Source organism: Paenibacillus hamazuiensis (genome assembly GCF_023276405.1).
Classification (GTDB): domain Bacteria; phylum Bacillota; class Bacilli; order Paenibacillales; family NBRC-103111; genus Paenibacillus_AF; species Paenibacillus_AF hamazuiensis.
The window spans coordinates 3,051,685-3,072,896 of record NZ_JALRMO010000001.1; the positions used below are offsets into that span (position 1 = coordinate 3,051,685).

Below are 21,212 nucleotides of genomic sequence, written 5' to 3' on the forward strand. Positions count from 1 at the left end.
TTATATATATGAAGTGAACAGGTTAATAATTAAACCTTTCGATGATGAGCGGCTGGTATTGCTTCCCTTGAAGGGCCGCTTCGCACGTCTCCATGATTAAATCCATGCGCGCGACAAGCGAATTCGGCTTTCCGGTCGGATTATCCTGGCCGAACGGCACGAAATATATATTTTTCGTAATAAGCAGCTTGCTGATGTTCATCGCGTTGAGTCCGAGACCATCGTTGGTCGAAATCGCAAGCACAAGCGGCCGCTGGTTTCTCATCTGCGCCTTGGCGGCCATGAGCACCGGACTTTCCGTCATCGCGTTGGCCAGCTTGCTGGTCGTATTCCCCGTGCAGGGCGCAATGACCATCACATCAAGCAGCTTCGACGGGCCGAGCGGTTCGGCCTCCACGATTGTTGAAATGATGTCGTTGCCGGTAATTTCCTTCAGCTGCTTCCGCCAGCTGTCGGACGTGCCGAAGCGGGTGTCCGTCGTCTGTACGGAATAAGACGCGATCGGGATAACCTTCGCCCCGGCGTCTACAAATCTCTGTATCTGCGGCATGATCTCTTCCAGTGTGCAATGAGAGCCTGTCAGGGCAAATCCAACCGTTTTTCCTTGCCAAGCCATTTATACATTCCTCCTCGTGCTGGCATCCTCCAGAATGAGCGTGCTTAACGTCTCGGCCATAATCCGCCCTGCCGTTTTGGGTGCTACGATTCCGGGTAAGCCAGGTGCGAGCATCGCTTTGATCCCGCGTTTCTCGGCAAAGCGGAAATCGGTTCCGCCCGGCTTCGACGCAAGGTCAATAATGACCGCACGATGAGGAATATTGGCTATAATTTGCGCTGTGACTATCATAGACGGAATTGTATTAAAAAGCAAGTCGATATTGGCTACTTGTTCGTACAAATCCTTGGTGTAAAAAGGCTTAAAACCCATCTCCCAAGCGCGTGCGAAATACTCCGGGCGGTTGACGCCGACCTTTACGTTCGCCCCAAGCCCCTGCAGCGTCCGCGCGAGCGTCACGCCGGTTCTGCCGAAGCCGAGCACCATGCACTGCGATCCGTGAATCGTAATATCCGTGTTCTGAATCGCCATCATCACGGCGCCTTCTGCCGTAGGAATGGAGTTGTAAATGGCGACATCGTCCCGCTCCAACAGTTCGACAAGTCCTATAGAACAGGCGGCGCACAGCTTTTTCAAGTACATTTTGGCCATGCCGGTGTAGATTTTGGCGTGCCTCGGCAGCGCTTCGAGATGTTCCGCCAGCAGCCGAAGTTCGCTCGAAGAAAATATCGACTCGATGTTCCCATGGTCGTCGGTTCCTACGACGGGAAGGATGACGGCGTCCGTTGTTTGCAGCGCCTCGGGAACAAGAGACGCTTTCGTGATGCCGCTGAATTGGTTTTGCAGATTGTCGAATCCGAACAGCGTTACCGTGGCGTCCAGCTCGGAAAACCTTTGGATCACTTCCAGTTGGCGGGCATCTCCGCCGATGACGGAAATTTGAATACCGGTCAACACTCCTTCCTCACTCCTCTCTTTCCTTTCGATAGGTTATCTTATGCTTGCGCCCAGAAATGGGTTACAGTGTGGGGGCGTCCCCCAGTAATCCCTCTTTTTCCTCAAAAAATTTGATTTTCCCCGTTCACCCCTTGCCTTCCCTTTCGGATATCCGCCCCCCTAAATCCCCCCACCGGGGGGACCCCAGGCTTCCGTAGCCGGCTTTGCTCCGCAAAGCCCTTAAGGCGCTCGGGCGCCCTGGACCCGCCTGGTTTGCGACGCTGCTCGCTTCTAATTCGCGTTTGTCCGGCATGGATTTATTGCTGCTAGGCAATAAATCCTATGCCGGACACGCTTTACTTTTGATACGATGCTTTAGGAGTGAATGCGTGCCTCACGCCCGCGCCTGTTGGCATGGATTTTGCCGGTGCAAAATCTCATGCCGCCGCGCTTAACTGTCACCCTTGGAGTTATGTGACTCGGACGAAATCACAATTTCACCACCAGCAAATTCACAAACCGCAAAACCCGAACAAACTAAAAAAGCACCCTGACATTGTCAGAGTGCAGTTGAATATATAAGATCAGGTTCGGCCGGTGTGGCCGAAGCCGCCGGCACCGCGTTCGGTTTCGGAAAGCTCCGAAACCTCTTCGAGCAGGACGGCCGGTACGAGCTGAAACACCATCTGCGCGATGCGTTCGTTTCGCTGGATGGTAAACGGCTCCTGCCCGAGATTGATGAGCAGTACCTTGACTTCGCCCCGGTAATCGGCATCGATCGTGCCGGGAGAATTGAGGCACGTGATGCCGTGCTTTAAGGCAAGGCCGCTGCGCGGCCGGATTTGAGCTTCGAGCTGGGCCGGCATCGCCATAGCGAACCCGGTCGGGATCAGTGCCCGTTGTCCGGGCGCGAGTACGACCTGCTCGGGCAGAGCCGCGTACAAATCGAAGCCGCTGGCGAGCTCGGACATTTTTTGCGGGAGTTTGATATCTTCGTTTCCCGGTAGACGTTGAATTTGTACTTTATGTAACAAGCTGATCCCTCCTGATATTTTGCACAGCAGGTTCAACTTTTCCAACCGTTGCCATCGTAAACGGATGTGCAAAAACCTGTGCGATCAAACGTTCGATATGTTCGAGCTCTACCGCCTCAATCCGCTCAATCAGCTCATCGAGGCTATAATGTTTGCCGAGCAGCAGCTCGTTTTTACCTATCCGGTTCATCCGGCTGCTTGTGCTTTCGAGGCTCAAGATGAGGCTGCCTTTGAGCTGCTCCTTGCCTTTTCTCAGTTCGGCCGCCGTAATCCCGTTTTGCTTGATATCGCCCAGCAGCTCCATGGTGATTTTCACGACTTCATTCGTTTGTTTGGGCGCCGTGCCGGTATAGATCGTAAACAACCCGCTGTCGATATGGGCGGAATGATACGAATATACCGAGTAGGCAAGTCCGCGTTTTTCGCGGATTTCCTGGAAGAGCCGGGAGCTCATGCCGCCGCCGATCGCATTGTTCAGCAGCACCATCGAATACAGCTGATCGTCTTTGATCGAAAGTCCCGGGAACGACATGCAGATGTGGTTCTGCTCCGTCTTTTTATCGTGAAAAATCGCTTCACCCTTAAACTGAGGAGCTTCAAAAACCGTTTCGGCCCCCGAGCTGTTAAAGCTGCCAAAATGCTTTTCGAGCAGCTCCAGCACGCTGTCGTCTATATTGCCGGCAACGCTGATCACCGTATTTTCCAAATTGTAATGCCGCTTCATATATTGGCGCAGGTCGTCCGAGCTCATTGCCGACAAATTGCTTTCGGTCCCGATAATCGTGAACCCGAGCGGATGATCGCCGTAAGCCGCTTTGGATACGAGATCGTGCACCAGGTCGTCCGGCGTGTCCTCATACATCGAAATTTCTTCGTAGATGACGTTTTTTTCTTTCTCGAGTTCGGCGGGGTCAAAAGCGGACCGGAAAAACATGCCCGCCAAAACGTCTACGGCAATCGGCAGATGCTGATCGAGCACCTTGGCATAGTAGCAAGTGTACTCCTTCGACGTAAACGCGTTGACGTTGCCGCCGATCCCGTCGAAAATTTCCGCGATATCTTTCGCCGAATATGTATCTGTTCCTTTGAACAGCATATGTTCGATAAAATGGGAAATTCCGTTATTTTGCTCGTTTTCGTTGCGCGAGCCCGTTTTGACCCAAATGCCGAAGGATACCGAGCGGCAGGTCGGAATTTTCTCGATGACCACCCTGAGTCCGTTGGACAGCGTATGTTTATTCAATAAAGTGCGCCTCCTAAGAGTTTTTGCGCCAGCAAAAACTGGCATCGTAAGTGTAGGCTGAGTTTTGCGAAGCAAAACTTGCTTCGTAAGCATAAGCTGAGTTTTTGCGCCAGCAAAAACTGGCATCGTAAGTGTAAGCCTAAACCAATCATTCAACTATGATAGCAAAAAGGCTACCCGGACTCAACTTTCCGGAACACGCTTCGGCGAAATGACGTCGCTGACCGTACCAAGCCGCAATTTTTTTTCTTTGATGATGGAGATCATTTCGGCGAGCGCCTCGCTGGACGACGACGTCGGATGCATCAGGATAAGGCTGCCCGGCTCGACTCGTGCGCGAATTTTATTAACAATCGTCCACGGCTCCGGCTTCCTCCAGTCGACCGTATCCAACGTCCACAAAATCGTTCGCAGCCCCAGGCTGTGGGCGATGTTCACCGTTTCCTGATCGTAATCGCCGGAAGGCGGTGCAAACAGCACGTTTTTGGCCCCGAGCTCCTTGCTGAGAAGGTTTTGCGTCTTCACGATTTCCTCGGTCGCTTTTTGGCGGCTGAGCTGGCTCATGTTTTTGTGGGAGTAGGCGTGATTGGATACCTCATGGCCCCGCGCCATAATATCTTTGGCCACGTCAATGTTGCTTTTCAGCCAAGTCCCGTCGAAAAAAAACGTCGCATGCACGTTTTCCTTGTCCAGCACCTCGAGCATTTTCGGCAAATATTCGTTGCCCCAGGCAACGTTGATCATAAGGGCAACCATCGGCTTTTGCGGGTTGCCTTTATAAATCGGCTGCGCCCCCAGGTCATCGAGTCCGATTTGCGGCGAAACCTCCTTGAACACGTAAGGAATTTCTCCGGGAACGGCATGTTTTTGCGCGAGCAAAAACGTTTTCTCCACATCCACTTCCACCCCGTTCAGACCCGGTATCGCTTTCCAAACATGATCCAGCTTGGCGTTAATCGCGGGCTTTCTTAACTGTTCCGCCCCCTCCTTGATCCTCGTGAGGAGAAGGTCGCGTTCATCGCCCGTCATTTCGACCGTAGCGACAGCCGGCAGCGCAATGGCATAAGGGTCGGACAACACCATGTGATCGGTATGGCTTTTCACCTGATCGATAAACGTATTCACATCGCGCATTCCGCTTAAACCGAATAACACAATGACGAACAACCCCGAAGCGACAAGCAGCTTTACATTGACCATAACCGAACTCCCATTCCAGCTTTTACCCCCATACGTATGCAGAGCCGGACAAGTTTATACCCTCAAAAAGCCCATAAAAGCAAAAAAAGAGACAGATGAATCTGACTCTTTCTCGTAGCCTTGGCACCTCTATTAGGATTGTGCGGAAACTTCGGCTGTAAGCACGGCTTTTCTCGACAAATTGATGCGGCCTTGCTGATCGATTTCCGTTACCTTGACGGTAATTTTGTCTCCGATCTTCACGACGTCTTCCGTTTTGGCGACGCGTTCGGTTGACAATTGCGAGATATGGACAAGCCCTTCTTTGCCCGGCAAAATCTCAACGAAAGCGCCGAATTTCTCCACGCGTTTGACGGTGCCGAGATACGTTTCGCCGACGATGACTTCGCGGACGATGCCCTCGATGATGGAACGTGCTTTCTCATTCATCTCCTCATTGGACGATGCGATAAACACGCGGCCATCCTGCTCGATATCGATTTTTACGCCGGTTTCTTCGATGATCTTGTTGATGACTTTACCGCCTGCCCCGATGACATCGCGGATTTTATCCGGGTTGATCTGCATCGTAAGGATTTTCGGCGCGTACGGCGAAAGATTCGTTTTCGGCTCGGAGATGCGCTCCAGCATTTTGTTCAAAATGAACATTCTGCCCTTCTTCGCCTGCTCCAAAGCTTGCTCCAAAATCGTCCGATCGATCCCGTCGATCTTGATGTCCATCTGCAGTGCGGTAACCCCTTTGGCGGTGCCGGCAACTTTGAAGTCCATATCGCCCAGATGGTCTTCCATCCCTTGGATGTCCGTCAAAATGGAGAAATGCTCTCCGTCCTTGATCAATCCCATCGCAACCCCGGCTACCGGCGCTTTAATCGGTACGCCCGCATCCATCAGCGCCAAGGTGCTGGCGCAAATGCTCGCCTGCGATGTCGAACCGTTCGATTCGAGAACTTCAGAGACGAGACGGATCGTATACGGAAATTCCACTTCCGATGGAATTATCGGCTCCAGCGCGCGTTCGCCAAGCGCTCCATGACCGATTTCGCGGCGGCCCGGCGGGCGGAGCGGTCTCGCTTCCCCTACGCTGAACGGCGGGAAGTTGTAATGATGCATGAACCGCTTGCTTTCTTCCAGATCGATGCCGTCCAAAATTTGCACGTCGCCGAGCGCTCCGAGCGTACATACGCTAAGCGCCTGCGTTTGGCCGCGGGTAAACAGTCCCGAGCCGTGCGTGCGAGGCAGCAAGCTGATATCGCATTCGATCGGACGAATTTCATCGAGCGCGCGGCCGTCCGGTCTTACTTTATCATGTGTAATCAGGCGGCGCACTTCTTCCTTAACGATATCATACAGCGTTTCCTTCACGTCGGCCATCTTCTCAGGCGTTTCGGCATACACCGCGGTAAAGTGCTCGACCGCTTCGGCATTGATCGCGTCGATCGCTTCCTGGCGGGCATGCTTTTCCGGGATCTTGATCGCTTCGACGAGCCGCGCCTGCGCGAAAGCTCTAACTTCCTCGCTGACCGACGGCTCCACGCTATGTAAAATCACTTCCATTTTCGGTTTGCCGTTTTCAGCCGTAAACTGCTCCTGCATCGCAACGATTTTGCGAATTTCATCATGGCCGAACATAATCGCTTCGAGCATGACTTCCTCCGGCACTTCGTCCGCTCCCGCCTCGACCATCATGATCGCGTCTTTCGTGCCGGCAACGACCAGATGCACGTCGCTTTTGTCCGCCTGCTCCAGCGTCGGGTTGATAATGAATTGACCGTCAACACGACCGACGATAACGCCGCCGATCGGTCCGTTAAAAGGCACGTCGGAGATGCTGAGTGCTGCCGATACGCCGATCATCGCGGCAATTTCCGGCGAGCAGTCCTGATCGACGCTCATCACCATAGCTACAACCTGCACGTCGTTGCGGAATCCTTCGGGGAAGAGCGGACGAATCGGTCGGTCGGTCAAGCGGCCGGCCAAAATTGCTTTTTCGCTCGGACGTCCTTCTCTTTTAATAAAACCTCCCGGAATTTTACCCACCGAGTACAGCCGTTCCTCGTAATTCACCGTCAGCGGAAAGAAATCGAGGTCCTTCGGACCCGGAGATGCGGTGACCGTACATAACACGGACGTTTCACCGTACCGTGCCATCACGGCGCCGTTCGCTTGCTTCGCCAAGCGTCCGGTTTCGAGGATTAAGGGCCTTCCGCCCAAATCCATTTGAATTCGTTTTTCCATGTTTGCCTCCTTCGAGCTAAATGAACAAGCCGGTTTTGCGCCAGCGTGATGTCTTACCAATTCTGCATATTGTCCAGTATTTCCTTCTTTTTATTAAAATAAAATGGAGGGTGGTTTCCCCCCTAAATCCCCCCACCGGGGGGACCCCAGGCGCTCAGGCGCCCTGGACCCGCCCGATATGCGTGACTACTCGCTGCTAGTTCGCGTTTGTCCGGCATGGATTTATTGCTATTAGGCAATAAATCCTATGCCGGACACGCTGTACTTTTGACGCGATACTTTTGAAGTTACTGAGTGCCTCGGGCTCGCGTTTGACGGCATAGGTTTTGCTGTCGCAAAACTGTATGTCGTCACGCTTTACTGCGCTGCTAGCAAATATTTTTCTCACCCAATAGCAAAAAGCAACCGGCTCGCACCGCCTTGCACGCCCGAAGGGCATGTGACTTGGCGGCGCGGCATGGTTGCTTTCCGAAGACAAAACAATTATCTGCGCAATCCGAGTTTTTCAATCAGGGCGCTGTAACGGTTAACGTCTTTGTTTTTCAAGTACGTCAACAGCTTCCGGCGCTGACCAACCATTTTCAAAAGACCACGGCGGGAATGATGATCCTTCTTGTGAGTCTTCAAGTGGTTCGTCAAGTTAACGATGTTTTCCGTCAGGATAGCGATTTGCACTTCAGGAGACCCCGTATCGCTTTCATGCGTTTTGTGAGTCTGAATCAGCTGCGTTTTGCGCTCTTGCGTCAATGCCATCCCAATCACCTCCAATTCTTCGTAATATCCCCGTTAGCCCAGAAGTCGTCGGAGTGCTCGAACTTCCAAGCCAAGGTTCGCATTTGGTGCCTGAGCCGCAATCGGCTGGGCAACGATTTACAGTATAACATACCGGGGAAGCAAAAGTAAAATGCGAATTACGCTTTTTCGGCGAAAAGCGATCTTGCCAGATCGGCGTCTCTCTGAATTTGCGCAATGAGCTGCTCCACGGATGCGAATTTTTGCTCCGCACGAATGAAAGAAATAAGTTCAACGGCAGCCTTCTTCCCGTACAGGTCGCCGGAAAAATCAAACAGATGAGCTTCGACCGTCGGCTTGCTTTCATCGTCCGCAAACGTAGGCTTGACGCCGATGTTCATCACTCCGTTGAAGACGGTGCCCTCGGTAAAAACCCGAACGGCGTACACGCCGTTCATCGGGAGCACGTAAGAGGAAGAAACGGCAATGTTGGCGGTCGGAAAACCGATCGTCCTTCCTCGTTTGTGGCCGTGCACGACGTCGCCTTCCAGACGGTAAGGGCGTCCGAGCAGCCGGGCTGCTTGCTCCACCTTGCCTTCCGCGAGGTGCTCCCGAATGAGCGTGCTGCTTACTTTGCTGCCGCCCTGATGAAAGGGGCGCACCACTTCGACGGCAAATCGCCCTTTGGCCAGCTCGCAAAGCGTGTCGGGGGTGCCGAGCCCTTTATAGCCGAATGTAAAATCGAAACCGACGATCACGGTATCGACCTTCATCGGGATCAGCACCTGCTCGACAAACTGCTCCGGGGATACACGCATAAAATCGGTGTCAAACGCAACCATATAAGTATACTGTACGCCGAGCCGCTCAAACTGCTTCAATTTCTCCTCAAGCGGGGTGAGCAGCTTCACATATTTCGCCTGACCCAGCACCTGCCTCGGATGCGGATGAAACGTCATGATCGAGCAGGGCAAATGAAGCTTTTCCGCCAGCGTCACCGCCCGCCGGATCACTTCGGCATGCCCCAGATGGACCCCGTCGAATTCCCCGATGGCCAGCACCTGGCGGCGAATTGGCTCCGTCTCATTTAATGGGTAAGTCAATTGTATCGTCTGCAAAATCGTTCCACCTTCAATTCCGCACCTGACTGGTTAAGAAAACACTTTGACCGGCTTCAGCTTCCGGTCCGCCGCTTCCCACTCAAAAATGCCGATAAACTCGTTTTGCGGGGAATACGCTCTAACCGTCGTATTCGCTTCGGCCTCAAACACGGGCAGCCGTATTTTTTGCCCTTGAAGCGCCTGCTTCGTCTGCGTTTCATTCAACTCGAGCTTCGGTAAAAATGCAATGGCACGGTCCGCCGCGAGAAGCAGCGTGTGCAGCGTCCCTTCCTTTTGATGCTCCTCCACCTGCTCCAACGTGACGCACTGGCCGATCCCGATGTTGCCCGTGCTCGTCCTCACCAAATGTGACATGACGGCAGGATAACCCAAATCTTTGCCAATATCGACACACAACGTCCGGATATACGTGCCCTTCGAGCAGCGAACGCGGAAACGAATTTCCGGATAAGGCCGGTCCATCTCGGCGGAAAGCATTTCGATTTCATAAATCGTCACTTTACGCGATTTACGTTCGATTTCCTTGCCTTCGCGCGCCAATTCGTACAAACGTTTGCCGTCCACTTTCACCGCCGAAAACATCGGCGGCACCTGCTCGATTTCGCCCACAAACGTCTGCAGCACCTGTTCAACCTGCTGTCGCGTGAGAGAAACCGAATCCGCTCTCGAGGTTACGGTTCCGGAAGCATCTTCCGTATCGGTAGCGAAACCGATCGTCAAGGCCGCTTCATACTCCTTCGGAAGCTCCTGAATGTATTCGACAAGCCGGGTTGCCCGGCCTATGCAAAGCGGAAGCACCCCGGTGACTTGAGGGTCCAGCGTGCCGGTATGGCCGATACGTTTTTCCCTCGTGATTCGCCGCACCTTTGCAACAACATCGTGCGAGGTCCATCCCGCAGGCTTCAAAATCGGCAAAATGCCTTCCAAAGCCGTTTCCGTCGTCGTCATAACGTTTTCCCCACTTCGTCCACCACTCGCTTGATGACCTCGCTCAGCTTTCCGTGTACCGTGCAGCCGGCGGCGCGAACGTGACCGCCTCCGCCGAAGCGCTTGGCGAGCTGAGCCACGTCGACGCGTCCCGCGGAGCGGAAGCTGACTTTGACCTGATCTCCTTCGCGTTCCTTGAACAATATGCCGACCTCGACGCCTTCCACGTTTCTCGGGTAGTTGACAAGCCCGTCCATGTCTTCGCTGGCGGCACCGAATTGCTGCACCTCGTCCATCGTTACATGAAGCCAGGCAACCTTTTGATCATGGGCGAAAGAAAGAGTTTGCAGCGCCTGCTTGAGCAGGCTGATTTGCGGAACCGTGATTGTTTCGAGCAGCCTCTCGGCCAGCTCGTACCCTTTCACGCCAAGCCGGAGCATCTCCGCAGCGATATGCATCACCTTCGGCGACGTGTTCGCGTAACGAAATCCGCCGGTATCGGTGAGCAATCCGGAATAAATGCAAATATTGAGCGGTTCGGTCATGTTCAGCTTCATATGTACGGCAAGGTCATAAAGCACTTCCACCGTCGCCGCGGCGTCATCGCGGACCAGATTCGTATGGCCGAAACGGTCGTTCGTGGCGTGATGGTCGATATTCAGCAGCTCGGCCTGAGGGGCAAACCATGTGTGAACGGCGCCGATCCTTGCGAAATCGGCGCAATCCACGCTGATGATATGGCGGTAAGTCCGCTGCATGGACGAATCGTCGCAGCTTGTTATCGTCTGATTCCCGGCCATATACAAAAATTTCCCAGGCATCCTGCCTTCGTTGATGAGCGTATACGTTTTGCCCAGTTGGCGGAGCATCCATCCGACCGCAAACGTAGAGCCGGCCGCATCTCCGTCCGGCTGTACGTGGGAAACGACGAGAAAGTCGTCGCGGTCCGAGATGAACCGGGCTGCCGCTTCAAGCTGAGCCTCGTAACCCTGCTGCCCGTCCATCATGAGTTTACGTTCCCCGTGTTGATGCGGTCCAGCAGCTGCTCGATCCGGCTTCCGTAATCGATCGACGCATCGAATTTGAATAGAAGCTCCGGAATTTTGCGCAGCCGGATCCGTTTGCCCAGTTCGGAGCGGATAAAGCCGGAGCTGCGGGACAACGCCTTTAACGTCTCTTCCTTTTGCTCATCGGAGCCCATGACGCTCAAAAAAACTTTAGCCTGGGAAAAATCGTTCGTGACTTCGACGCCCGTTACGGTAATGAAGCCGATTCTAGGGTCTTTGAGCTCGGCTTGAATGATTTGGCTGATCTCTTTCTTGATCTGCTCGCCGACTCTGCCTACGCGAACTTTAGCCATGACCTATCACCTCTCCACGGTTTCCATTACGAACGCTTCGATCGTATCTCCCTCTTTAATATCGTTGAATCTTTCGAGAGAAATTCCGCACTCGTAGCCTTGCGCCACTTCCCGGGCATCGTCCTTAAACCGCTTGAGCGAGTCGATCTTGCCCTCGTAAACTACGATGCCGTTGCGAATGAGACGGGCTTCGGCGTTGCGGGAAATTTTGCCCGAGGTGACCATACATCCTGCGATCGTACCGACCTTGGACACCTTAAACACATTTCTAACCTCAGCATGCCCAATGACGTTTTCTTTGTATACGGGATCGAGCATTCCTTTCATTGCCGCTTCGATTTCGTCGATCACGTTGTAAATGACGTTGTGCAGACGGATGTCCACCTTTTCCTGCTCAGCCGTCAATTTCGCTTGCGGCTCCGGTCGTACGTTGAAGCCAATGACGATCGCATTGGACGCGGAAGCGAGGATAACGTCGGATTCGGTGATAGCACCTACGCCGTTATGCAAAATTTTAACGCGCACTCCTTCGATGTCGATTTTCGCCAGCGAACCTTTGAGCGCCTCGACGGAGCCCTGGACATCGCCTTTGATGATGACATTAAGGTCTTTGATCTCGCCGTCCTTGATGTGCTTGTACAGATCGTCCAGCGTAACGCGAGCGTTGGCGCCCATTTCCGCCTGACGCTGGGTCACCGCGCGTTTCTCCGCGATCGCTCTCGCCTTGCGTTCATCCTCGAACGCCATAAACGGATCGCCCGCTTGCGGCACTTCGGTGAGGCCGGTAATCTCCACCGGTGTAGATGGACCAGCTTCCTTCAGCTTCTTGCCTTTATCGTTGACCATCGCGCGCACGCGGCCAAAGCAGTTGCCGGCTACGAAGCTGTCGCCGATTTTAAGCGTACCGTGCTGGATAAGAACGCGGGCAACCGGGCCTTTTCCTTTGTCGAGCTCGGCCTCGATGACCGTGCCGCGGGCACGTTTGTTCGGGTTCGCCTTCAGCTCCTGTACTTCGGCAACGAGCAAAATCATGTCGAGCAGGTTTTCCAAACCGATGCGCTGCTTCGCCGAGACGTTGCAGAAAATCGTATCGCCGCCCCATGCTTCTGGAACGAGCTCGTATTCGGTCAGCTCCTGCATGATGCGATCGGCATTCGCATCCGGCTTGTCGATTTTGTTTACCGCTACGATGATCGGCACTTTGGCCGCCTTCGCATGGTTGATCGCCTCGATCGTTTGCGGCATGACGCCGTCGTCCGCAGCTACGACCAAGATCGTAATATCCGTTACCTGAGCGCCGCGGGCACGCATCGAAGTAAACGCTTCGTGACCCGGCGTATCAAGGAAGGTAATTTTCTTGCCGTGAATCTCAACTTGATATGCGCCGATATGCTGAGTAATGCCGCCAGCTTCGCCTTCGGTGACGTTCGTTTTGCGGATCGAGTCGAGCAAGGTTGTTTTCCCGTGGTCGACGTGGCCCATGATCGTAACGACCGGCGGGCGTTCAAGTAAATCCGCTTCGTCGTCTTTTTCCTCGACAAGTTCGAATTTGTCTTCCTCAACCGGAATTTTCACTTCCACTTCCACGCCGAACTCGGCGGCAAGCAGTAGAATCGCGTCGATCTCGAGTTCCTGGTTGATAGTCGCCATCACGCCGAGGAACAACAGTTTCTTGATGACCTCCGAAGCATCCTTATGCAGCAGTTTGGCGGCCTCGCCGACCGTCATATTGCCGCGGACGATGATTTTCTTCGGTGTGTTATCAATTTTTTCTCTGCGCGGAGGTTCTGGCGTACGGCCTCTATTATTGTTGAAACGGTTGCCTCCAGGTCGGTTGCCCCCGCTCCTCAGGTTGCTTTGCTTGTTATCGTCGAAACGTTTCTGCGCCGGTTTTGTCTTTTTCGTCGTTTTGCCGGTCGATACGTTCGTATCGTCCAGATCAAGCTCGATTACGTCTTTCGCATTTTGCGGGCTGGACGCAACCGCTTTTTGCGCGACAAACTGAGCTTTCGGCTCGTGATGTTTGCGCGGACCTCCGGCGTTGTTATTGTTCTGCCGCTGCTCGAAGCCGCGGTTCCGGTTCTGATTTTGGTTTCCATTGCCGCTTTGCTGGAAGTTGCCCTGCTGCTGCCCTCCGCCGCGCTGTTCGTTCGGACGGCCGCCGCCTTGTCCTTGCTGCTGGCCGCCTTGTGGACGCTGCTGCTGGCCGCCGCGGTTATCGCGGTACTGATTGCCTTGCTGGCCTTGACCGCCTGGACGGTTTTGCTGCTGACCGCCGCCGCGGTTGTCGCGGTGCTGATTGCCCTGTTGGCCTTGGCCTGCCGGACGGTTTTGCTGCCCGCCGCGATTATCGCGCTGCTGATTGCCGTACTGGCCTCCGCCTTGGCGGTTTTGCTGGCCCTGCTGCTGCGGCCGGCCTTGGCCTCCTTGCTGGTGCTGCGGTCTGGCCTGCTGGGTGCCCGACGCCGAAGCCGCCTGGACGGATGCCGCCGGCCTTTGCCCTTCCGGTCTTTGCCCCTGCGGAGCGGCCGGTTTCGGAGCCCCCCCGCCCTGCTTCGCTGCCGCTCCCGCCTTAATATCGCGGAAAAATTTTTCGACCGCATCCACCGCTTCATTTTCCATGACGCTCATATGGTTGTTCACTGGAATGTTTAATCGTTTTAAAATCGTAATGATCTCCTTGCTGCTCATATTCAAGTTTTTCGCATATTCGTAAACTCGCAGTTTGTTGTCTTGTTTATTCAATCGCGTACACCTCCGGTAGTTTCCCGACACTTTTCCAACATTTGCGCGAAACCTTTATCGGTGACAGCGATGACGACGCGTTCCGCCTTGCCGATGCTCTGACCGAGTTCGTCCCTTGAGCCGAATTCCATGATCGGCACCCGATAAGACCTGCACTTGTCGTTCATCTTTTTGCGCGTATTGTCCGACGCGTCCTCCGCTACGATCACCAGTTTCGCATCGCCCGATTTTACTGCAGCCATGACGCCTTCATCCCCGGTTACAAGTTTGCCGGCACGCATAGCCAGCCCCAAATTCGATAAAAATTTAGTCTTCATCGTTCACCGTTTCTTTTTGGGCAATGAATTCATCTTCGACCCGGATAAAGTCCTGCTCTAACCTGTCATATATTTCAGAGCTGACCGCCGCTTTAAGAGCACGGTCGAACGCTTTGCTTTTTTTCGCCAGCTTGAAGCATGATTGCTTACCGCACAGATAAGCGCCGCGTCCCGATTTTTTCCCCGTAAGATCGATCATGATTTCGTCCGTGGGCGTTTTAACCACGCGAATCAGTTCTTTTTTCGGCATCATTTCCTGACACGCCACGCATTTGCGGAGCGGTATTTTTCGTGGTTTCATCGTTTTCACCTGCCTAAGCAGCCAAAACTTCAAGGTCAGTCGATGCTGACCGAATCCTGGTGCATTTCTTCGCCGTACGTCTTCGGACGGCCGTATTCCTGCTCGGCTTGCGTTTCGCTCTTAATATCGATTTTCCAGCCGGTCAGCTTTGCGGCGAGGCGGGCGTTCTGTCCTTTAATGCCGATCGCAAGCGACAGCTGGTAATCCGGAACGATGACGCGGGCCATTTTTTCGTTTTCAAACACCTGCACCTCAAGCACCTTGGACGGGCTGAGTGCGTTGGCGACATACTCCTCGACGTTTTCCATCCACCGGACGATATCGATTTTCTCGCCTTTCAGCTCGTTTACGATCGTCTGCACGCGCACGCCTTTCGGGCCTACGCAGGAGCCGACCGGATCCACCTCTGTATTGCGGGAATGAACGGCGATTTTCGAGCGGAAGCCGGCCTCGCGCGCCACGGAGCGGATTTCCACGACGCCGTCGTAAATTTCCGGCACTTCGAGCTCAAACAGCCTTTTCAGCAAACCGGGATGTGTCCGGGACAAGATGATCTGCGGACCTTTGGTCGTATTTTCAACCTTGGTGATGTAGGCCTTGACGCGGTCCCCTTGCTTGAACTTATCGGTCGGCATCAGCTCGGTCAGCGGAAGCGCCGCCTCGATTTTGCCGAGATCGATGTACAGGTTGCGCTGATCCTGCCTTTGTACGATCCCGTTGACGATATCTTCTTCCTTATCGACAAAAGCGTTATAAATAAGTCCGCGCTCGGCTTCGCGAATGCGCTGCGTAACGACCTGCTTGGCGGTTTGCGCCGCAATGCGGCCGAAATCGCGAGGCGTCACTTCGATTTCGACGATATCGTTCAGTTGGTAGTTTTGGTTGATTTCGCGCGCGGCCTGAACGGAAATTTCCATTCTTGGATCGAGCACGTCTTCGACGACGGTTTTGCGGGCGTATACTTTAATAAGCCCGGTTTGACGGTTGATATCGACGCGCACGTTTTGCGCGGTGTTGAAGTTGCGCTTGTAGCTGGAGATGAGGGCCGCTTCGATCGCGTCGATCAATATATCCTTGGCGATCCCTTTCTCTCTTTCGATTTCCGACAGTGCTTCAATAAAATCCATGTTCATGTGGAATTCAAGTCCCCCTTTCAAAAAATGCGGCTTCGGTGCCGTCATTAAAAAACGATCGCAAGTCTTGCACCGGCTACTTTGCCGACGGGAATCGCGTGCTTTTTCTTGCCGATTTCCACCACAAGCTCCTGCTCGTTATATTCGGCCAGCACGCCCTCAAATTCTTTCAGACCGCCCACCGGTTCATAGGTTGTAACAAACACATGGTGGCCGACCGCTTTTTGAAAATCCTGCGGCTTTTTGAGCGGGCGCTCCGCTCCGGGCGAAGACACTTCAAGGAAATAGGCGCTTTCGATCGGATCTTTCTCGTCCAGCTTCTCGCTCAAATATTCGCTGATGCGTCCGCAGTCATCGATGTCGATGCCTCCTTCCTTATCCACGAATACTCGCAGAAACCAGTTGCCGCCTTCCTTGACGTATTCGATATCGACGAGCTCAAACCCGTGCTGGTCCAAATACGGCTGCACGAGCGACTCGACGATCGATTTGATTTGTTCTGTGCTCAAACGCAAATGACCTCCTGTAATAGGTGTTTATGTGTATACAAAATGTAAAGAGTGGGTTTCCCCACTCTCTGACGTCAGCGTGATATTAATCATTATTACCAAAAAAAATTATACCATAACAATTGTTGGCATACAATAGGGAAATTGCATGGAATCCTCCCTGATCTGTAAAGCGTGTCCGCCGTAGGTTTTGCGACAGCAAAACCACGGCAGACATACGCGAGCCAGAGGCACGAATTATCTCATAGATTCTACGCTCCCAAAGTTAAGCGTGTCCGGTATAGGATTTTTTGCGTGAAAGCAAAAAATCCATGCCGGACAAACGCGACCTAGTAGCGAGCACTCCCTCCATAAGGGCGGGTCCAGGGCGCAAGCGCCTGGGGTCCCCCTGTCAGGGGGATTTGATGGGAAAATAGACGATGGCGCCCATTTTCATTCCCCATTGTGACGCTCGGTCATCTTGTTTAGGGGGTCTAAAACAACGACAATTGATTCGACTCCGGTAAACCGCGGAAGCAGCCCATTTGGGTAAGCAGCTCGACGATCGTTTTCGAAGCTTTACTGCGCTGCTGGAAATCTTCGATCGACAGGAACGGGCCATCGTCTTTGGCGGCGGCGATGCTTTTCGCCGCGTTTTCGCCGATGCCGGCGACCGCCGAAAACGGCGGGATAAGCGAGTCGCCGTCGACGAGAAATTTCGTCGCATGCGATTTGTACAGATCGAGCGGCTTGAAGCTGAAACCGCGGGCGGTCATCTCAAGCGCCATCTCGAGGATCGACACCATCGCTTTTTCTTTCGGAGTCGCCTGGAATGCCTTTTCCTCGATCTCAAGCAGCCGCTTCAAGATGGCGTCATAGCCTTGGCACAGCGTCTCGAGCTCGAAATCGGTCGCCCGCACGCTGAAGTAGGTCGCGTAAAATTCAATCGGATGATACAGCTTGAAGTAGGCGGTGCGCACCGCGGATATGACGTAAGCGGCGGCGTGCGCCTTCGGGAACATGTACTGGATTTTCTCACACGAATCGATGTACCATTGCGGCACTTTGCACTTCTTCATTTCTTCCTTCCACTCGTCGGTGAGACCTTTACCCTTACGTACGCTTTCCGTAATTTTAAACGCCAGCGCGGCGTCCATTCCCGCTTTATAGATCAAATACAGCATGATGTCGTCGCGGCAGCCGATAACCGTTTTGATCGTACAGATGCCTTTCTTGATCAGCTCTTGAGCGTTATCGAGCCAAACACCGGTACCATGGGACAGACCCGATATTTGCAGCAGGTCGGCAAAGCTGGACGGCTGCGCCTCTTCAAGCATTTGCCGCACGAACTTCGTACCCATCTCCGGCACGCCGTATGTCGCCACAGGAGTGCGGATCTGCTCCGGCGTGACTCCGAGAGCCTCTACCGAGTTAAACATGCTCATAACCTTCGGGTCGTTCATCGGGATCGTCGTCGGATCGACCCCTGTCAAATCCTGCAGCATCCGCATCATCGTCGGATCATCGTGACCGAGTATATCGAGCTTGAGCAGGTTCGCATCAAACGCGTGGTAATCGAAATGCGTCGTCTTCCAATCGGCGCTCGTATCGTCCGCCGGATACTGGACCGGCGTGATGTCGTCCACCTCGATGTAATCCGGCACGACGACGATCCCTCCCGGGTGCTGACCCGTGCTCCGCTTGACGCCGGTGCATCCCAAGGCGAGCCGGTTCAGCTCCGCCCCGCGCCACTTCTTGCCTTGGTCTTCCTCGTATTTTTTCACGAAGCCAAACGCCGTCTTTTCCGCCACCGTACCGATCGTACCGGCGCGGAATACGCTTTTTTCGCCGAACAGCACCTTCGTATAGTTATGCGCATGAGGCTGGTATTCGCCGGAAAAGTTAAGGTCGATATCGGGCACCTTGTCGCCCTTAAAGCCCAGGAACGTCTCGAACGGAATGTCCTGCCCGTCGCCTTTCAGCCTGCTGCCGCACTTCGGACAATCTTTATCCGGCAGGTCGAAGCCGGAAGGAACCGACCCGTCGAGAAACCATTCGGCATATTGGCAATCTTTGCATAAATAATGCGGCGGCAGCGGGTTAACCTCGGAGATGCCGAGGAACATTGCGACGACGGACGAGCCGACCGATCCCCGCGAGCCGACGAGATAACCGTCCTCATTGGACTTTTTCACAAGCCGCTCGGAAATCAAATAGTTCGCCGAGAAGCCGTATTTGATAATCGGCACGAGTTCTTTTTCCAGCCGGGCGGTCACAACCTCCGGCAGCTCCTCGCCGTACATCCGCTTGGCGGTATCGTAGCACTTCGTGCGGATTTCCTCTTCGGCACCCTCGATAATCGGCGTAAACAGCTTGGAAGGGAACAGCTCGATTTCCTCGAACTCATCCGCCAGCTCGCTCGTGTTTTTCACGACGACTTCATAGGCTTTGTCTTTGCCCAGGTGCGCGAATTCCTCCAGCATCTCCTTCGTCGTGCGAAAATGCACGTCCGGCTTGCGAATTTCCTTCAGCGGGCTGAAGCCGGTGATGCCGTGGATCGTGATGTCGCGGAATATTTTTTCCCGCGGATGCAGGTAATGCACGTTGCCGGTAGCGATCACCCGCTTGTTCAGCTTGTAGCCGATCTCGCAGATGCGGCGGTTCGTTTCCTCCAGCTGCTCCTTGCTGCCGACGAGCCCTTTTTCCACAAGATGCATGTTGACGCAAACGGGCTGTATTTCCAGCACATCATAAAACTCCGCCACCTGCTCGGCTTCCTCGACCGATTTGTTCAACACCGTCTCATAAAATTCGCCTTTCTCGCAGCCCGATGCGATGAGTAGCCCTTCGCGCATCTCCTGCAGCTTGCTTTTCGGAATACAAGCGACTCGGTGGAAATATTGGGTATGTGAAAGCGAGATGAGCTTGAACAGGTTTTTCTTGCCGATCGCGTTTTTTGCATAAATGCAGCAGTGGAACGGACGCTGGTTGGTCAAATCTTTGCCGACGTTATCGTTAAGGCGGTTTAGATTGACGATGCCGCGGTCCGCCGCTTCCTTGATCAGATGGAACAACACGTGGCCGAGCGCAATCGAGTCGTCGATGGCTCGGTGGTGGTTATCCAGGCTGACCTTGAATTTATCGGTGAGCGTGTTCAGACGGTGGTTTTTCATCGACGGAAACAGGAAACGCGCCAGCTCCAGCGTATCGAGCACCGGATTGGTGACCTCCGGCAGCCCGAGCTGCTTCAGGTTGGCTTGAATAAAGCCGATGTCGAAACGGGCATTGTGCGCCACAAGCACCGCATCGCCGACAAACTCGATAAATTCGGGCAGCTTGTCTTTGAGCTCGGGCGCGCCGCGCACCATATCGTCGGTAATGTTCGTCAGCTGCTGAATGTTGTAAGGTATTTTTTCATGCGGATCGATAAACGTCGCGAAGCGGTCGATTTCTTTGCCGTCCTGCATTTTAACGCCGGCGAGCTCGATGATCTTGTTGCTGGTCACCGACAAACCGGTCGTCTCGATGTCGAAAATGACGTACGTCCCTTCGCGGATGTCCATATCGACCGGGTTCAGCACGATCGGGACCGCGTCATTGACCACATTCGCTTCCACGCCGTAAATCACTTTGATGCCGTATTTATGCGCAGCATGGTTGGCCTCCGGGAACGACTGAACGCCGCCGTGGTCGGTGATCGCGATCGCTTTATGCCCCCATTTGGCAGCGGTTTTGATGTACTGATCGACCGGCGTAACCGCGTCCATCGTGCTCATTGTCGTATGCAGATGAAATTCGACGCGTTTTTCCTCGGCATCGTCTTTACGGTCCGGCGGGGCTACCACCTCATTGAGATCGGACGGGATCATCACAAGCTCAGGCACCTGCATGAACCGGTCGTACTCGACGCGGCCGCGCACCTTAACCCACTTGCCGTTGGCCAGCAAGCTTAAAATCTTCAAATCTTCCTTTGTTTTAGCGAAGCATTTCATCATCAATGAATCGGTAAAATCCGTTATGTTAAAAGTAAACAGCGTGCTGCCGTTTCTCAGCTCTTTCGATTCCAGGCCGAACACCATACCCTGCAGGACGACCTTCTTCTCCTCGTCCTTGATTTCTTGCAGCGGCACAGGCGGATCTTTGATTTCATAGCCGATCATCAGTTTCAGGTCGGCCTCCGGCAAACTCTCCTCCTCCGGCTCGCTGAAGCTCGATGTCATGATGACCTGCGAAACTTCTTTCTCTTCTTCTTCGATCTGCTTGGCGAACTGCTCGAACACCTCTTCGGTCGACGTGTTCACCGCCAAACGAATCTGGTAATCAAGCGAAAAATATTTGCTATAAAATGTATGAATGAATTGCTGAATGTTTTTCTTCTTCGCGAGCTCAAGGCCGATCTGGTCGAGCAGCAGCAGCGTGATGACGTTCCCCTGCGCCTCGATTTTCGCCTTCATGAGCCAGCCGTTGACGGAAACCGGCTCGCGCTGAATCCATTCGAGAAACAAACCCCAATACTGCTCGGCGACCGCCGCGCGGTCCACCTCTTCGGTAAACTGCAAAATAAAATGAATTTTCGCGATATGAGTGAACTTGTCGCGGATCATTCGGCAAAAGCTGAGGTACACGTCTTGAGGAACAATTGTGTTTTTAACGATGTAAAACGTCCAATCTTTGTTTTTCCGGCTGACTTCCACCTTATCGATATAACCGTCCGAGAAAAATGAATCGATCACTTCGGAAGGAACCTGCGAGTGCTTCATCAGCATCTCGAAACGCTCCCGTTTGACAGCCAAGTTGCTCATGCATGTCCTCTCCCCTTTTAAACAATCCCCCAAAAGTGACGCCAGCCTTTGCAGCGTAGTCCGGGTACTTTCGAGGGAGCCC

The 21,212-nt window shown here is 53.7% G+C and carries 17 protein-coding genes; all 17 read right to left on the reverse strand.

Annotation, left to right across the window (positions count from 1 at the left end):
• Positions 1-22: 22 nt before the first annotated feature.
• The gene (locus MYS68_RS13395) at positions 23-616 is read right to left on the reverse strand and encodes a dipicolinate synthase subunit B (RefSeq protein WP_248926318.1); all 594 of its coding nucleotides are present in this window, start codon (positions 614-616) and stop codon (positions 23-25) included.
• Positions 617-1,513: a dipicolinate synthase subunit DpsA gene (gene dpsA / locus MYS68_RS13400; RefSeq protein ID WP_248926319.1), complete on the reverse strand. Its 897-nt coding sequence runs from the start codon at positions 1,511-1,513 to the stop codon at positions 617-619.
• Between the two features lie 563 nt (positions 1,514-2,076).
• Positions 2,077-2,526, reverse strand: coding sequence for a dUTP diphosphatase (gene dut, locus MYS68_RS13405; RefSeq protein ID WP_248926320.1), 450 nt, complete (start codon positions 2,524-2,526; stop codon positions 2,077-2,079).
• Complete coding sequence (locus MYS68_RS13410) at positions 2,516-3,769, reverse strand: M16 family metallopeptidase (RefSeq protein WP_248926321.1); 1,254 nt, start codon at positions 3,767-3,769, stop codon at positions 2,516-2,518. The genes dut and MYS68_RS13410 overlap by 11 nt, the downstream gene beginning before the upstream one ends.
• A gap of 183 nt (positions 3,770-3,952) precedes the next feature.
• Positions 3,953-4,969, reverse strand: coding sequence for a polysaccharide deacetylase family protein (locus MYS68_RS13415; protein WP_248926322.1), 1,017 nt, complete (start codon positions 4,967-4,969; stop codon positions 3,953-3,955).
• 132 nt (positions 4,970-5,101) lie between these two features.
• Positions 5,102-7,204 (reverse strand): polyribonucleotide nucleotidyltransferase, encoded by a 2,103-nt coding sequence (pnp, locus tag MYS68_RS13420; RefSeq protein WP_248926323.1) that lies wholly within the window; start codon positions 7,202-7,204, stop codon positions 5,102-5,104.
• A 483-nt stretch (positions 7,205-7,687) separates the two neighbouring features.
• Positions 7,688-7,957 carry a 30S ribosomal protein S15 gene (gene rpsO, locus MYS68_RS13425; RefSeq protein WP_248926324.1) on the reverse strand — a complete coding sequence of 90 codons (270 nt, stop codon included), beginning with the start codon at positions 7,955-7,957 and terminating at the stop codon, positions 7,688-7,690.
• 158 nt (positions 7,958-8,115) lie between these two features.
• A complete protein-coding gene (locus tag MYS68_RS13430; protein ID WP_248926325.1) occupies positions 8,116-9,054 on the reverse strand; it encodes a bifunctional riboflavin kinase/FAD synthetase in 939 nt (312 codons plus the stop codon).
• Positions 9,055-9,087: 33 nt separating this feature from the next.
• The gene (truB, locus tag MYS68_RS13435; RefSeq protein WP_248926326.1) at positions 9,088-10,005 is read right to left on the reverse strand and encodes a tRNA pseudouridine(55) synthase TruB; all 918 of its coding nucleotides are present in this window, start codon (positions 10,003-10,005) and stop codon (positions 9,088-9,090) included.
• The gene (locus MYS68_RS13440; protein WP_248926327.1) at positions 10,002-10,991 is read right to left on the reverse strand and encodes a DHH family phosphoesterase; all 990 of its coding nucleotides are present in this window, start codon (positions 10,989-10,991) and stop codon (positions 10,002-10,004) included. Before MYS68_RS13440 ends, truB begins: the two co-directional genes overlap by 4 nt.
• Entirely contained in the window at positions 10,988-11,344 is a 357-nt protein-coding gene (rbfA, locus tag MYS68_RS13445; protein ID WP_248926328.1) for a 30S ribosome-binding factor RbfA, read from the reverse strand. The genes MYS68_RS13440 and rbfA overlap by 4 nt, the downstream gene beginning before the upstream one ends.
• A gap of 6 nt (positions 11,345-11,350) precedes the next feature.
• Positions 11,351-14,035, reverse strand: a complete 2,685-nt coding sequence (infB, locus tag MYS68_RS13450) for a translation initiation factor IF-2 (protein WP_420852217.1) — start codon at positions 14,033-14,035, stop codon at positions 11,351-11,353.
• 50 nt (positions 14,036-14,085) lie between these two features.
• Positions 14,086-14,406, reverse strand: a complete 321-nt coding sequence (locus MYS68_RS13455) for a YlxQ family RNA-binding protein (protein WP_248926330.1) — start codon at positions 14,404-14,406, stop codon at positions 14,086-14,088.
• Positions 14,396-14,707 carry an RNase P modulator RnpM gene (gene rnpM, locus MYS68_RS13460; RefSeq protein ID WP_248926331.1) on the reverse strand — a complete coding sequence of 104 codons (312 nt, stop codon included), beginning with the start codon at positions 14,705-14,707 and terminating at the stop codon, positions 14,396-14,398. The genes MYS68_RS13455 and rnpM overlap by 11 nt, the downstream gene beginning before the upstream one ends.
• Positions 14,708-14,742: 35 nt before the next feature.
• A complete protein-coding gene (gene nusA / locus MYS68_RS13465; protein ID WP_248926332.1) occupies positions 14,743-15,840 on the reverse strand; it encodes a transcription termination factor NusA in 1,098 nt (365 codons plus the stop codon).
• Between the two features lie 47 nt (positions 15,841-15,887).
• A complete protein-coding gene (gene rimP, locus MYS68_RS13470) occupies positions 15,888-16,349 on the reverse strand; it encodes a ribosome maturation factor RimP (RefSeq protein WP_248926333.1) in 462 nt (153 codons plus the stop codon).
• Between the two features lie 473 nt (positions 16,350-16,822).
• Complete coding sequence (locus MYS68_RS13475) at positions 16,823-21,130, reverse strand: PolC-type DNA polymerase III (RefSeq protein ID WP_248926334.1); 4,308 nt, start codon at positions 21,128-21,130, stop codon at positions 16,823-16,825.
• Positions 21,131-21,212 lie beyond the last annotated feature (82 nt).

What these genes read in the sequence shown, in the direction of transcription:
- MYS68_RS13395 (WP_248926318.1), bottom strand. Translation starts at nt 616, where the DNA reads ATGGCTTGGCAAGGAAAAACGGTTGGATTTGCCCTGACAGGCTCTCAT.
- MYS68_RS13415 (WP_248926322.1), bottom strand. Translation starts at nt 4,969, where the DNA reads ATGGTCAATGTAAAGCTGCTTGTCGCTTCGGGGTTGTTCGTCATTGTG.
- pnp (WP_248926323.1), bottom strand. Translation starts at nt 7,204, where the DNA reads ATGGAAAAACGAATTCAAATGGATTTGGGCGGAAGGCCCTTAATCCTC.
- rpsO (WP_248926324.1), bottom strand. Translation starts at nt 7,957, where the DNA reads ATGGCATTGACGCAAGAGCGCAAAACGCAGCTGATTCAGACTCACAAA.
- truB (WP_248926326.1), bottom strand. Translation starts at nt 10,005, where the DNA reads ATGACGACGACGGAAACGGCTTTGGAAGGCATTTTGCCGATTTTGAAG.
- MYS68_RS13440 (WP_248926327.1), bottom strand. Translation starts at nt 10,991, where the DNA reads ATGATGGACGGGCAGCAGGGTTACGAGGCTCAGCTTGAAGCGGCAGCC.
- rbfA (WP_248926328.1), bottom strand. Translation starts at nt 11,344, where the DNA reads ATGGCTAAAGTTCGCGTAGGCAGAGTCGGCGAGCAGATCAAGAAAGAG.
- infB (WP_420852217.1), bottom strand. Translation starts at nt 14,035, where the DNA reads ATGAGCAGCAAGGAGATCATTACGATTTTAAAACGATTAAACATTCCA.
- MYS68_RS13455 (WP_248926330.1), bottom strand. Translation starts at nt 14,406, where the DNA reads ATGAAGACTAAATTTTTATCGAATTTGGGGCTGGCTATGCGTGCCGGC.
- rnpM (WP_248926331.1), bottom strand. Translation starts at nt 14,707, where the DNA reads ATGAAACCACGAAAAATACCGCTCCGCAAATGCGTGGCGTGTCAGGAA.
- nusA (WP_248926332.1), bottom strand. Translation starts at nt 15,840, where the DNA reads ATGAACATGGATTTTATTGAAGCACTGTCGGAAATCGAAAGAGAGAAA.
- MYS68_RS13475 (WP_248926334.1), bottom strand. Translation starts at nt 21,130, where the DNA reads ATGAGCAACTTGGCTGTCAAACGGGAGCGTTTCGAGATGCTGATGAAG.